The sequence below is a fragment of the Alteromonas marina genome (genome assembly GCF_000808575.1).
Taxonomy (GTDB): Bacteria; Pseudomonadota; Gammaproteobacteria; order Enterobacterales; family Alteromonadaceae; genus Alteromonas; species Alteromonas marina_A.
Window position 1 is genome coordinate 338,230 of sequence record NZ_JWLW01000066.1, and the last position, 14,148, is coordinate 352,377.

The window sequence follows — 14,148 nt, forward strand, 5'->3', positions numbered from 1 at the left end:
TCATGGCCAAGACCTTATATGACAAAGTGTGGCAAGCCCACATTATCGACCAAATCGGTGAAGACAGCTTAATTTATATTGACCGTCACTTAATTCATGAAGTGACGTCACCTCAGGCATTTGCTGGCCTTAATGAAAAAGGCCGTAAAGTACGACGTCCTGATCGCACTGTTGGTACTATGGATCACAGCATTTCAACCCGTTCATTGGCAATTGATGCCTGTGGTCCGGCGAATGCGCTTCAGCTACAAACCTTGGCAAAAAACTGTGAAGAACACGGCATTCAGCTATTTCCAGTGGGCCACCAGAAGCAAGGTATTGTGCACGTTATGGGCCCTGAATTAGGTCTAATTCAGCCTGGTATGACGGTGGTGTGTGGTGACTCACACACTGCAACCCACGGTGCATTTGGTGCGCTGGCATTTGGTATTGGTACCTCTCAGGTAGAGCATGTATTGGCCACGCAAACGTTGAAACAAAGCCGCGCGAAGAGCATGCTTATCAACGTAAATGGCAAGCTCCCTGTCGGTATTACCGCAAAAGACATTATTCTTGCCATTATCGGCAAAATTGGCCACGCTGGCGCTACTGGCCATGTTATCGAATACGCAGGTGAAGCTATCCGCGGCTTAAGCATGGAAGAGCGCATGACGGTGTGTAACATGAGTATTGAAGCTGGCGCGAAGGCTGGTCTTGTTGCGCCAGACGAGAAAACCTTTGCCTACCTTGAAGGCCGCGAATACGCACCTAAGGGTCAAGACTGGGAAGATGCTGTCGCTTATTGGAAAACCCTTTATACCGAAGAAGGCGCTATCTTTGACACTGTGGTTGAACTTGAAGCGGCGGATATCGCTCCTCAGGTTACGTGGGGTACCAACCCAGGCCAGGTTATTGGCGTAAACACACCGGTACCTGCCCCTGAAGACTTCAGTGACCCGATTGAAAAAGAGAGCGCAGTAAAAGCGCTTGAGTATATGGGTTTAAAACCCGGTGAAAAGCTTGCCGACGTTGCAGTAAACCACGTATTTATCGGCTCATGTACCAACGGGCGTATTGAAGATATGCGCGCCGCCGCACAAATTGCCAAGCGCGGTAAAGTCGCCGATTCAGTAACTGCCATTGTGGTTCCAGGGTCGGGTAATGTTAAGCGGCAAGCAGAGGCAGAAGGCTTAGATAAAATATTTATCGATGCGGGTTTTGAATGGCGCTTGCCGGGCTGCTCTATGTGCCTTGGTATGAATGACGACAAGCTAGTGGCAGGCGATAGATGTGCCTCTACCAGTAACCGTAACTTTGAAGGCCGTCAAGGCCGTGGTGCGCGCACTCACTTGGTAAGCCCAGCAATGGCTGCCGCTGCTGCAATTACCGGTCGCTTTGCTGACGTTAGAGATTATCAGGAGTAAGTTATGTCTGAACAAGGTTTTACACAACACACAGGCATTGCTGCGCCGCTTGATCAGGCCAATGTCGATACCGACCAAATTATTCCAAAACAGTTTCTAACTGGCGTAACACGTGCTGGCTACGGCAAACATTTGTTTCACGACTGGCGTTATTTGGATTTAGAAGAGAAAGAGCCAAACCCAGCGTTCGCGCTGAATAAGCCTGAGCACAAAGGTGCGAGTCTGTTGCTAGCTCGCGAAAATTTTGGCTGTGGTTCAAGCCGAGAACACGCGCCGTGGGCACTTGCCGACTTTGGATTTAAAACGGTTATTGCCACCAGCTTTGCTGATATTTTTTACGGCAACTGCATTAATAATCAGCTAGTGCCTGTGGCATTATCAAGCGAGCAAATGGACGCTTTGTTTGCTGCAGTGAAGGCAGACCCGGCAACTAAGATCACCGTTGATCTTCCAGCGCAAACAGTAAGTTTTAACGATACAAGCTTCAGCTTCGATATTGCTGAGCATCACAAAAACAACCTTATTAAAGGCTTAGATGCTATCGGTCAAACGCTTGAACTCACAAGTGCTATAGAAGCCTTCGAAGATAAACAGCCCGCGTGGTTGTAAAAGCGTGGGGCTTTAGCGCTTAACAACGCCCTAGCATGACACATGGGTACTGTCTCGAGATGGTACCCTGTTTATTTCTCTCATCTATGTCTCCACCTTAACTTCGCATCAAAACGCCTAATACCAATCCGCATTAAAAATATCAGTTCACCTGATTTGAGCTATAAGCAACTTCTCGGCACATTTACACGTCACGCGTTTTCTCACGAATTCGGTCATCCTACATTCGCCGACTCTAGCTATACTAAAGACTAATAAACTCCTCACTTTTTTCACTGGAATATCGTACTATTCGTTTCTATTGTAATTGAAGGCTATGGCAACGTTGTGCTTCACAGGAGAGATAATGCTAGAACAGGTACCCATTGATGATTTGCAGCCAGGAATGTACGTCAATCAAGTACTTGAACAAACAGGTTCACTTAAAATGCGCTCTAAAGGCATTGTGAAAACCCAAGCCATTATTGATAGTCTAAAATCGAAAGGTATTTTAAGCGTCGAAGTAGATCTTGCGAAATCTAAGCTGCCCGAGCCAGCTGTGCCACCCGAGCCAGCTAAAGAAAAAGAGCCTGAAGTGACTAAACCGGTTGTTAAGCCAGTGGGCCGTGATTCAATTAACGAAGCCAACGAGCTTTACAGCAGCGCAATTGCCATTCAAAGCAGCTTTTTGAAGTCGCTTAAAGACGGGGCGGTAAAAGATTTGTCTCCCATGGAGTCGCTGTCGCACAGCCTCATCGAAAGTGTATTTGACAATAAAGATGCGCTGAGCTGCCTAACTATGATTAAAGATACCGACCAGTATCTTCTTGAGCACAGTATAAATTGCAGCGTACTAAGCGGCATTTTCTGTGAGTTTCTTGGCTATGACAGAGATACCACAGAGCAAGTGAGTTTAGGTGCCCTATTGATGGATATCGGCATGTCTTCCCTGCCAGATGAAATTCGCAATAATACAGGCGAATTTTCCAGTGATGATTGGGAAGTGATGAAAACTCACGTTGAAATTGGTGCTGACCTAGTTGAACAGTGTGGCGATATTTCTGACCTATCGCTACGCATCATTGAAGAGCACCACGAGCGCGTCGATGGAAGCGGCTACCCGAGAGGATTGGTTGGTGGCGAAATCTCAGAGTTCGCGCGTATTGCTGCCATTGTGGATGCATACGATGCCATGACATCTAATCGTACGCACAAAAACAGTATCACGCCTACTCAGGCGCTAAAGCGACTAACTGCGACAGAGAACTTAGACCAAGAATTGGTAAAACAATTTATTCAGTGTATTGGCGTGCACCCTGTTGGCTCCTTGGTGAGGTTAAAGAGCGGTAAATTAGGTATTGTGAGCAAGATTAACCCTAAAGACCCCGTAAGCCCTCACGTTATGACCTTTTACAGCGTTACGTCGCAGCATTTCAACGAAGTTAAGCGCGTTGATTTGAGTCAGTACGACGATGAGATTGTGTCAGGCGTTCGCCCCGAAGAGTTTAGTTTGAACTTACCGAAGTTCTTTAAAGACGTTTTCATCAATCAGATGCCGCTTTAGAAAACAAAGTATAACCAGCGAAAAGGCCCTTATTTGAAAGGGCCATTTTTGTATTTCTTGTTAGTGTTTTCTGGAATTAACAGATAGTAATTACCAATCGGTTAATGCTGCCATAGTAAAAATCTCATCTTCGAAAGCAAGCACCACACGTTGCGCTTCAATATTGACGATTTGCACTCTATCAGCAATCCAGTCGCCCTCACCTATTTGACGGCCATTGACTCTCACCCATCTATCGGCAGGACGAGACGCATACATATGCGCGCTAAAGTTCATGGTAGGAAGTCGTGTTAACAAGCGAACGGGTAACTGATCTACACGGGGTAGTTCGTCTTTAACCGTCACCCTTGTTTGCTCTTCAGCGGGTGTATTATCTTGTGCCTTTGAGTCTAGCGCTTCAACGGCAGCATTAAAACGGGCCATGAGCTCTGGCGACACGGATACGTCAGATTGAGACGTAGCTTCATTTAATACTTTCCCTTCATAATTCCCTGAAGTCTCAGTTTGTCTTGTATCCATTGAAGAGCTACGCTCATATCCATTACTCGGCTCGGCGCCAGAACGTTGGGACACATCGTTATTGTAGCGATTCTGAGTACCTGTTGTGTTTGGGTTTGTATTTGGAACTGCACCTGAATCAGTATTTTGCGTTGCAGCTAAGTTGCCAACAGACTGGTTATTTACCATAGCGTTCGGTTGCGTGCCTTGCTGGGATGCACCGCCGTTACTAACGTTGGCATTTACCGCTGTGTTAGCAGTTTCATTTAAACCTGCGTTTTGCCCGCTTCCCTGAATGTTAGAAGACACCTGTTCACTTTTGTTGCTGGAAGTGCCTGGTGTTTCATTACTACTTTGCGTGGTCGTAAGCGCTGAAGCGCCTCCGCTTGTTTCAACCTGTGAAACTGAGCTTTCAGAGTCTGCCACCGGTACAGAAGCGGGTGCAGTTAACATTGGCCACCAGCGCTTTGCCGTGGCGGCGGAAAAGCCAATGCATAAGCCGCCAAGAATAACGACGGCAAAAAGGGCAACTTGTTTGGTGTACAGCTTCCATGCTGACGGAAGCCCTTCAACTGTGGGTAAAAACAAGCTTCGATTAAACTGCTCGTTGAGGGATTTATCAAATTTGGCGGTAGTGTCGTGCTCGCCCCGAAGCAAAGCTTGGGTCTGTGTTCTATGATGAACTGCCGGCGCTATTTCCACGGTTTGCTCAGGGTCTATTTCGACCTCTTGCACGCCCATTTCAGACAAGCCCTGCACCATAGCGTCACTTGTCACTAAACCCGACTTTCTAATTTTAACAGGCCCGTTCTGCTTGGTAATTTGAACAATCACCATACCGGGTTTTAAATGGTCAGTGGCAACGATATTAGACATACAAACTCCCTAAACCGTAACCGAATATAATGGCCAAAACAAACGCCGATGCTAGATACCATTTACGCTGGCTTTGCACGCGCTGACTGACAACATCTTCACCTAGAATTTGCTCTGCCGCAGCCAAGAATATAGGCTTTTGCACAACCGCATGCTGCTTAGTAAAAGATAAGGTTAACGCTCGGTCGCACAGCAAGTTAATCACTCTTGGAATTCCGCCGGTAATTTGATGCACCGCACGCAATGTAGACTTACTGAAAATGCTGATATCACCTCCAGCCACACTTAAGCGGTGTGCTATGTAAGCACTAACTTCTGGCGCAGTTAAGGGCAGCAGGTGGTAACGAGCGGTAATGCGTTGAGCCAGCTGACGTAATTCGTTACGCTTTAACAACTGCTGTAATTCAGGCTGACCTATCAATACTACCTTTAACAGTTTTTCACGATTCGTTTCTAGGTTGGTCAATAAACGAAGTTGTTCTAGTACTTCGGGCAACAGATGCTGCGCTTCATCAACCATTAGTACCGTATTCATGCCTGACTGATGATTCTCTGCTAACTTAGACAAAATCAAATCGGTGAAGTACTTAAGGCTTGCTTTTTCAGGTGTATAAGCCAAGCCTAGCTCATCACAAACCGTTGCTAATAGCTCGAGGGCGGATAAGGTAGGATTCAAAATCATGGCTACCTGCGTATTATCGGGTAGCTGCTGCAACAGTTTTCTCGATACCGTTGTTTTTCCCGTGCCCACTTCTCCGGTGAGCATTACAAAACCACCGCTTTCTCTGAGGCCAAAGGTCAAATGGGCCAAGGCCTCTTTGTGCCTAGGGCTCATATACAAATAATCGGGGTTAGGCGCAATCGAAAAAGGATTGTCATTTAACCCGAAGTAGTTCAAATACATGGTTGCTGAAGCGCCTATCTGTTTTAATTTTTAACGACGAATAAACTACCAGACGCAACCTTGAAGTGAAAGCGCATAACGATGTGGCTACGAATTTTATTTGTAACATTGCTATACTGCGCCTCTGTTACCTTGGGAAGGTTGATTTTCGTTACACGTCAAAAGTCGATGCATTCCCAATCTAAAAAGTATTACTGACTAATAAATCGTTGGAAGAGCATGCAAGTATATCTCGTTGGTGGCGCAGTGCGTGACGCACTGTTAAACAGAAAAGTTGTTGAACGCGACTATGTCGTGGTGGGCGCCACGCCAGAAAAAATGCTCAGCCAGGGTTTTACCCAAGTAGGCAAAGACTTCCCTGTTTTTTTACACCCTAAAACACAGGAAGAATACGCACTTGCACGTACAGAACGTAAGTCAGGAAAAGGTTACACTGGTTTTGTATGCGATGCGTCAAGCTCGGTGACGTTAGAAGAAGATTTGTTAAGACGGGACCTTACCGTTAACGCGATAGCGCAAGACAACTATGGAAAACTCATCGACCCCTATGGTGGTAAAAAAGATTTAGAAAACCGCGTACTTCGCCACGTATCTGAAGCCTTTAGTGAAGACCCTCTGCGCGTATTTCGCGTTGCTCGGTTTGCAACCCGCTATGCTTATTTAGGGTTTACTATCGCCACTGAAACCATGGCACTTATGCAATCCATGGCCGAAAGCGGCGAGTTAAGCACGCTAAGTGCTGAGCGGGTATGGCAAGAAACAAAGCGTAGTCTTTTAGAGAAAACACCGCATGTTTTTTTCACTGTATTAAACCAAGCCCACGGTCTTAATGACTGGTTTACTGAGCTTGAAAGTAACTTAGATACTGCTTTGGCATCATTAAAAACGGCGGTAGATCTAGAAAAGGCTGAAAACGAGAGCTTTGTTAAAGACACCAGTTCAGAAACCCCATTACCTGAAAGCAGCGATTCAGAAACCGCTAGGCTGATAACAAGATTTACTGCTCTGCTCTCTCACCTTGGTGAGGAAGATGCGAAGCAATTATGTAGCCGACTCAAAGTGCAGAACCAAGTTAGTGAAATTGTCATCCTTGCCTGCAAATTCAAAGATTTTCTATTGACTATGCAGAACTCTCCCGCCGACCTCCTCGCCTTATTCAATGGCTGTGATGCATGGAGAAGAGAAGAGCGTTTTACATTATTACTTAGCGCTTTTGCGCCTTATGCTCATAGCAAAGGCGTAGATTGGCAAGAACAACAAAAGCGCATCGAAAATGCATTAGCCGCCGCCAAACAAGTGAACGTGCAAGACATCATTGCCACCGGCGTTAAAGGCCCCGAAATAAAAGACGCGCTTAACCGGGCAAAACTATCCGCTATTGCCTCGATTACTGATTAGATTAGACGTCCTCTTTCCCTGATATGGTAGGTAACTCCATACCACAATGTGTATTTACCTACGGTGTGTGAATTTAACGCCAGTTTTTCTCAATGTTTTGGTATAGCAATGCTACAATACGCCCCATTCATTTAGAGCGTTTTTTATACTATGACTTTCGAAGAACTCGAATTAGACGAAGCACTGTGTCACGCAGTTGCCGACATGGGGTTTGATACTCCAACTAGCATTCAAGAACTGGTTATCCCGCATGCGTTGGATGGACGAGATATCTTGGCCTCTGCTCCTACGGGTACCGGTAAAACTGCCGCATTCTTATTGCCTGCGTGCCAGTTTTTACTTGATTACCCGCGTAGACAGCCTGGTGCCACACGCATTTTGATCCTAACGCCTACCCGCGAGTTAGCGTTACAGGTATACGAACAAGCGCTTGCTATTACCAAGCATACACAAATTGTGTGCGGCGTAATAACCGGTGGTATTAACTATGGTACCGATAAAGAAACCTTAAGCAAGAATCTCGATATTCTTGTGGCCACGCCAGGTCGTTTGCTTGAGCATATCGAAAAAGAGGCAGCAGATTGCCGTGATATCGAGTGTTTGATCCTAGATGAAGCTGACCGCATGTTGGATATGGGTTTCTCAACGGTAGTTAACCAAATTGCTGCCGAAGCGCGCTGGCGCAAGCAAAACCTATTGTTCTCTGCCACGCTTGAAGGCAAAGGCGTTAAGACCTTCGCTCATGACATTCTTAACAATCCTGAAGTGATTGAAGCGAACCCATCGCGTAAAGAAAAGAACAAAATTCATCAGTGGTATCACCTTGCTGACGATATGAACCACAAGCAAGCGTTGCTAGTGAATATTTTGAAGCAAGAAACGACGACGTCAGCGGTGGTGTTTGTGAAAACCCGCGAACGCCTGCAAATGCTAAAGGACTTCTTAGCCTCGAAAGATATTCCAGTGTGCTGGTTACAGGGCGAAATGCCACAAGACAAACGTATTGCAGCGCTAGCCCGTTTCAAAAGTGGTGAAGTACCTATCTTGCTGGCAACGGATGTTGCAGCCCGTGGTATTGATGTGCCAAACGTAAGCCATGTTATTAACTTCGACATGCCACGCAAAGCCGACGTTTATGTTCACCGCATTGGCAGAACCGGCCGCGCTGGCGCCAAAGGTACTGCAATATCTTTGGTTGAGGCCCACGATTTTGACATGGTAGCCAAAACCGCACGTTACATGGGCGAACCACTTAAAGCTCGCGTTATTGACGAGCTACGCCCTAAAAACAAAACACCTAAAATTGGCCCGAAAAAGAAAAAAGTAAAGGCCAAAGACAAAGCCAAGGCAAAAGCTAAGCCTAAGAAGAAAAAGTAAAACTCGAGCACTTAGAAGCTGAGCGATGCGATGGCCGAAGGTTGGGAGTGGCTTTCGCAAACACGCGGTAAACACATCCATGTGCGCTCCGCTGCCGCATCCCTGCGGCAGAGGGTTTGCTCAAACCACTCTCAACCTTCGTCCTGAATAACCTAAAGTAACCTGATAAATGTGTTCGAGCTTATTTCAGGAGCAAAGAAAAAACGAGGAGTCTGGCACAATGAAATTTCCAGAAAAAATTGTTCTAGCCACAGGTAATCAAGGCAAGGTGCGAGAGTTTGCATCCTTATTTGCAGATTACGGCGTAGACGTTGTGGCGCAAAAAGAATTAGGTGTATCTGATGTGCCTGAAACAGGCACAACATTCGTTGAAAATGCCATTATTAAAGCGCGTCATGCGGCACAAATAACAGGCCTTCCTGCTATTGCTGACGACTCAGGCTTAGTAGTTGACGCCCTTGGCGGTGCACCCGGTATTTATTCAGCCCGCTATGCTGGCGCTGATGCAACTGACGATACCAATATCGACAAGCTATTAGCTGCCCTTAATGGCGAAACCCAGCGTAAAGCGCATTTCTTCTGTACTCTAGTATTTATGCGCCATGCTGACGACCCAGTACCATTAGTTAGTCAAGGCAAGTGGCAAGGCGAAATCTTAACTGCTCGCTCTGGTAACGACGGTTTTGGTTACGACCCAGTTTTTCACGTGCCAACTCATGGCTGTACTGCGGCAGAATTGGAGAAAGCCGAAAAGAACCGTATTAGCCATCGCGGCAACGCCCTAGCGATTTTGCTTGATAATATGAGAGCGACTTTTGCGTAATCCACCGCTTAGCCTTTATATCCACATTCCTTGGTGTGTTCAAAAGTGTCCGTACTGTGATTTTAACTCTCACGGGCTTAAGTCTGATTTACCCGAGAAAGAATATGTGGCGCACCTGCTTGACGATTTAGCCATTGATGCCAAACGCATTGGCGACCGCCCCGTCGAGACAATCTTTATAGGCGGTGGCACGCCCAGTTTGTTTTCAAGCGAGGCCATGGCTGACATCTTAAACGGTGTTAAACAGCGGGTTAACTTGAGCGACACTGCTGAAATAACCATGGAAGCCAATCCAGGTACCGTTGAGGCAGGTAAGTTTACGGGCTTTTATCAGGCAGGCGTAAACCGAATATCGGTGGGTATTCAAAGCTTTCAGCCGAAACATTTAAAGGTGCTGGGCCGTATTCACGATGAGAACCAAGCCGAAAATGCAGTGAAACAAGCGCACAGCGCGGGGCTACCTACATTTAATTTAGATCTTATGCATGGATTGCCGGAACAAAGCGTCGACAATGCCATGACAGATCTAAAGCAAGGTATTGAGTTAAACCCTTACCACCTGTCGTGGTATCAGCTTACTATCGAGCCAAACACGCCTTTTTATTCCAAGCCGCCAGAGTTACCTGACGACGACATTCTGTGGGAAATACAGGAGAAAGGCCACTGCCTTTTAGAGCAGGCGGGCTATCAGCAGTACGAGATTTCAGGCTACGCTAAAGCAGGGCATCAATGCCGCCATAACCTTAATTACTGGCGCTTTGGCGACTATTTAGGCATTGGCTGTGGTGCACACGGCAAGATTACCGATGCCGCTAACGGCACTATTCATCGTACCGTTAAAGTTAAGCATCCACGAGGCTACATGGAAATGAGCCGCCCGTATTTAGATACGCAAACGCTGGTTAGTGCAGACGACCTGCCGTTTGAGTTTTTTATGAATAGGTTTCGTTTAGTTGAGCCTTGCCCGATAAGTGATTTTAACGACTTCACTGGTACTGAGTTAACGGATGACGTCAAGCGCGCGCTGTCTGATGCTCATCAACAAGGGCTACTTTCTATTTCAGAGAGTCACTGGCAGGTAACTGCTAAAGGGCGCAGATATCTTAACTCTCTGCTGTCGTGTTTCGTATAATCTTGCCGTTTTGAGTTAACCAAAAAGCTAGATCAAAAAAGCCTGCTCACGCAGGCTTTTCTGTATTAATCAGTCTTTAAGCACTATTAGTACACGTATTACTTATTTCAACTAGTTTTCACTCTTATCATGTCGCGTAATGATATTGTAAGGCTTGAATGCAGGCACACTTGCTCGAAGGTTCTCTTCCGCTACATCTAGGCGTTTGAGCTTTTCACAAAACCACTCTGCCTTTTTACGCAATGTCGTAGCTTTATCACCTACATCCAGATGCTCGCCCACATTATTAAGCTGACGAGTAATTTCCGCTACTTTCTCTTGGTTAACCTCGCCGCTTCCAGTGTTGATGCCGCTTATCGCCGATAATATACCGCCTACTGAGGTAGAAATTGCTTCCTCAAGCTGTGCTTCAATTTCACTATCCACGAATTCATCAACGCTTTCCAGTGACCCAGGGCCGATAAAATAATGATTACTGGCATGCCTGAATTTATCTTTCACGCGGTTTTGAACACGCTTCATAGCAGCATTCAAACGCTCATAGCTATCGTGATCACTGCCCACTAAGCCTAGGTAAACATGCTCAATGGTATCAATAGCTAAATCTACACCTTCGGTGGCCAAAATAATCATTTTTGGTACTACATAGTGTAACCCTGAAGCATACTCTTCTAGCCACTGCCGTTCTTGCTCATTCAAGGTTTGCCAACGTCCACCTACAAACAGCTGGTTTTGGTTATTAATCTGAACTACGGTGCGGGTTTTATCCATTACGCGAAGCTGCTCGTTATTAACGGCAATACCGTAGGCAAAATCAATATTGCATGTATATTCAGCTTGCGCCGATGTGCTAAGTCCAGCGAATAAACAAATTGTAAAAAGGGCAGCCTTAAGGCTCGATATCATTTTCATACCAACATTGTGGCTAGCTTACTGGGAAATAAAAAGCCATCATGAGTCTAACGTGCTAAAAATCAGGTTGAACATGTCGAGATGATCAATATACGCAACACATAGACGGGTCATGAATGAGAACGATATTTATCTGCACCTTTAACGTTCAGGCCTAGTACAACAAAGCACGCATTATAGAGCGTGCTTTGGTGATAAAAAGTCTAAGTGTCAGATACTAGACTAAAGACGAATGCAAAGTGGTGTAGATCTTTTCCTACCTCTATTCGTTGGTGTAGGTGCGCACCAGTCGTACGTAAATGAAACGGTCTTTCTCTTTAATCGAGTGGCTCGCATTAAAGAACGCAACAACCCAGGCTCTGTCTGGATCATCAGCCGAAGGGGTAGAAGTCCAAAAATCATCCGGAGGCGTAGCTGGGAAAAGCGAGCTATTAATCGCCGGTCGTACGCAGTCGCGTTCCGTTAAGGTGGCCAACTCTTTAACGTTGGGCAAGCGCCATCCTAGCAGGTCTTCGTTACTCGCCTGCTGCGCAAGTTGTAGCGCCTGCTGCCACGTATACTTCACCGCTTCACCGCTACACGTCGAGCCATCCCAAGTTTGTCCTTCGGAACAACGTCTCCAAACTAAATCTGTGGTAGTATCCAACAAAGTACTAGTAGTCACTGCTTCGAAATTATCGTTTGGCGTGGTTTCTAGTCCATCAGACAGACACTCTTGGGCGAAAGCTGAAAGCGACGCACTAGCAAACAATGTCGAGGCCACAACCATTTTGAGTGTAGTTAGCACTGTGCTTTTCTGTACGCGTTGAGCGGATTTATTGACTTTATTGCTCATGACTATCTCCCTGCTCTTACAAGACGAACACGCGCCGCTGATGACTTATTAAGAAAGTTATCGACACCTGAATCGAAATCCAATGCCCATGCATTTTGTGCATCATCACTGTTTACCCCATCAGCACTTGGCACTGAGGTCCAATACCATAGGGGCTCAGTAGAGACTGCGCCGGTGTTAGGGAAGTAATCTTCATCAATGGCCACATCGTCGGCAATGCCTAAATGCATTAACGAAAAGAGTTCATGGTGAGTAGGTAGCCGCCAGTCGTAAAAACCACACAAACCTTGCGCGTTGACCGCTTCGACGTAAGCAGAGGTGTTGCAGTTAGTTAATAAACACGTCGCATTCGAACCCGTTTCATCACCTTCAAATCCACCATTCACCTCGTCGCTGAACCAAGAGTAAGTATAGTCTTTATCTTGAAATGCCCCGTCGTCGGTTTTCACTTCCCACACCAATCCGGTCACATTGTCACGAACGCACGACCATGTATCTGCGCTGGCGTCTTGTTCGTCGCCATTGGCATTTAACCGGGTAAAGTCGAAGCCGGCTTTACCACGCCCAGCTTTTTCAATTAAGCCATTTTGCTCAATAATATCAGCACCACGCTGCCCGTCCTGCCCAGGGAAGTCATTTTGCTGCGCCTCGGTTAACGCATTATTGGTGGCTTGTTGTAAAAAGCCGGTATCGTTCAACAGCGGTGTGGGCATTGGACGTACTCGTACATTGATTGTGTCTTCAACACTGTTGCCGTTGGCGTCAGTCACAGTAAGCGTATAGGCCACCACAGTTGCGGTAGACACAGAAGGTGCAATAGCAAATGTAGATAGCGCATCGCTGTCATCTACTGGGCGAACTGCGGCTCCTGTGTTTGCCCCACTAGTGGACGTAACGTTGTTACTGCGCTCCCAAGAGTAAGCAAGTGGTAGAGCACTGGGAATACTCGTAGTAGCCTCGCCATTTAAAATGACCACTTCGCCACTAAAAACACCTTGCGAAAACCCTGCATCAACGACTGGCAGTGTTTCAGTTTCCGATTGCACTGATACAGTAACGGTATCTGTATCAGTTGCCCCTTCACTATCTGTTACTTCCAACTGAAACGTAAGCTGCTGTGCATCGTTGGCAATGGGTGTAACGATAGTCAAAGTAGAAAGGTTAGTCTCCACACCAGTTATCACATTTGTGCCGCTGGTTTGAGTCCACACGTAATCAGCTATTTCCCCAGTTGTTGACGTTGAATCAGCGTCACTGCTTCCTGTTCCGTCGAAAACAATTTCGACACCGCCAGGAAATGTATTGGCGGGCAATCCGTCCCATGTAGGAACGTCTATACTGGCTACAGGGGCAATATTCACAGGAGCGACCGTAATTACAGTAACATCACTTGCCGTATTTCCGCTTTGGTCGTTAACGGAAACAGTAAGCGTATATTCAGTGGCACTATTCACCAGCGGCGCTACAAAACTTGCTGCTGAAGAACTCGTGTCGTCATGAGTAATGGCTAACGAAGGAGACGCACTCCAGTTATAAGTGTAAGTGCCATCGCCGCCACTCACCTCAGCACTCAGCGAATAGGTTACCCCTTCCGTAACAGTGGCGTCTAGGCCTGCATTTATGACTAAGTTACCGTTGCCCGATCCCCCGCCGCCTGCTCCACCATCGTCGCCTCCGCCTCCACCACAGGAAGCTAAAATAAATGCGCCGCCAAGAATGGCTAACCCGCGCAATACGTTGCGTGAGAGATAGCGTGAAAATGAGGACATACTTGCTTGCATACATACTCCAGTCGCACTCTTAGCGTGTATTTAAGACGCCGTGCTAGAAAAACTTGA

Annotated in this window: 12 protein-coding genes; 7 read left to right on the top strand and 5 right to left on the bottom strand. The window is 46.6% G+C overall.

All coding sequences use genetic code 11. The annotated features are described in order from the left end of the window. Positions 1-2 precede the first annotated feature (2 nt). From leuC to RJ41_RS17200, 3 genes are all read left to right on the top strand, one after another. Positions 3-1,403 carry a 3-isopropylmalate dehydratase large subunit gene (gene leuC / locus RJ41_RS17190; protein WP_039223342.1) on the top strand — a complete coding sequence of 467 codons (1,401 nt, stop codon included), beginning with the start codon at positions 3-5 and terminating at the stop codon, positions 1,401-1,403. A 3-nt stretch (positions 1,404-1,406) separates the two neighbouring features. Further along, on the top strand, positions 1,407-2,012 hold the full coding sequence (gene leuD / locus RJ41_RS17195) for a 3-isopropylmalate dehydratase small subunit (RefSeq protein WP_014948483.1): 606 nt from the start codon (positions 1,407-1,409) through the stop codon (positions 2,010-2,012). A gap of 346 nt (positions 2,013-2,358) precedes the next feature. Then, positions 2,359-3,555, top strand: a complete 1,197-nt coding sequence (locus RJ41_RS17200) for an HD-GYP domain-containing protein (RefSeq protein ID WP_039223344.1) — start codon at positions 2,359-2,361, stop codon at positions 3,553-3,555. A gap of 90 nt (positions 3,556-3,645) precedes the next feature. Here RJ41_RS17200 and RJ41_RS17205 read toward each other — a convergent pair whose 3' ends face one another. Next, complete coding sequence (locus RJ41_RS17205; RefSeq protein WP_039223346.1) at positions 3,646-4,929, bottom strand: general secretion pathway protein GspB; 1,284 nt, start codon at positions 4,927-4,929, stop codon at positions 3,646-3,648. Beyond that, a complete protein-coding gene (locus RJ41_RS17210; protein ID WP_039223349.1) occupies positions 4,922-5,833 on the bottom strand; it encodes an ExeA family protein in 912 nt (303 codons plus the stop codon). Before RJ41_RS17210 ends, RJ41_RS17205 begins: the two co-directional genes overlap by 8 nt. 219 nt (positions 5,834-6,052) lie before the next feature. Here RJ41_RS17210 and RJ41_RS17215 point away from each other — a divergent pair, with 219 nt between their 5' ends. The 4 genes from RJ41_RS17215 to hemW all read left to right on the top strand — a co-directional run bounded on the left by RJ41_RS17215 (position 6,053) and on the right by hemW (position 10,563). Beyond that, positions 6,053-7,231, top strand: coding sequence for a tRNA nucleotidyltransferase/poly(A) polymerase-related protein (locus RJ41_RS17215; RefSeq protein WP_039223352.1), 1,179 nt, complete (start codon positions 6,053-6,055; stop codon positions 7,229-7,231). A 150-nt stretch (positions 7,232-7,381) separates the two neighbouring features. Continuing rightward, the gene (srmB, locus tag RJ41_RS17220; protein ID WP_014997505.1) at positions 7,382-8,608 is read left to right on the top strand and encodes an ATP-dependent RNA helicase SrmB; all 1,227 of its coding nucleotides are present in this window, start codon (positions 7,382-7,384) and stop codon (positions 8,606-8,608) included. A gap of 220 nt (positions 8,609-8,828) precedes the next feature. Further along, positions 8,829-9,431 (top strand): XTP/dITP diphosphatase, encoded by a 603-nt coding sequence (locus RJ41_RS17225; RefSeq protein ID WP_039223355.1) that lies wholly within the window; start codon positions 8,829-8,831, stop codon positions 9,429-9,431. Continuing rightward, a complete protein-coding gene (hemW, locus tag RJ41_RS17230) occupies positions 9,424-10,563 on the top strand; it encodes a radical SAM family heme chaperone HemW (protein ID WP_039223358.1) in 1,140 nt (379 codons plus the stop codon). The genes RJ41_RS17225 and hemW overlap by 8 nt, the downstream gene beginning before the upstream one ends. Positions 10,564-10,674: 111 nt before the next feature. Here the strand turns inward: hemW and RJ41_RS17235 are convergent, their stop codons facing one another. The 3 genes from RJ41_RS17235 to RJ41_RS17245 form a co-directional block, all read right to left on the bottom strand. Next, positions 10,675-11,469 (bottom strand): YggN family protein, encoded by a 795-nt coding sequence (locus RJ41_RS17235; protein WP_052235502.1) that lies wholly within the window; start codon positions 11,467-11,469, stop codon positions 10,675-10,677. A 268-nt stretch (positions 11,470-11,737) separates the two neighbouring features. Further along, positions 11,738-12,310 carry an Lcl C-terminal domain-containing protein gene (locus RJ41_RS17240; protein ID WP_084081947.1) on the bottom strand — a complete coding sequence of 191 codons (573 nt, stop codon included), beginning with the start codon at positions 12,308-12,310 and terminating at the stop codon, positions 11,738-11,740. 2 nt (positions 12,311-12,312) lie between these two features. Next, the gene (locus tag RJ41_RS17245) at positions 12,313-14,091 is read right to left on the bottom strand and encodes an Lcl C-terminal domain-containing protein (RefSeq protein WP_039223361.1); all 1,779 of its coding nucleotides are present in this window, start codon (positions 14,089-14,091) and stop codon (positions 12,313-12,315) included. Positions 14,092-14,148: the final 57 nt, after the last annotated feature.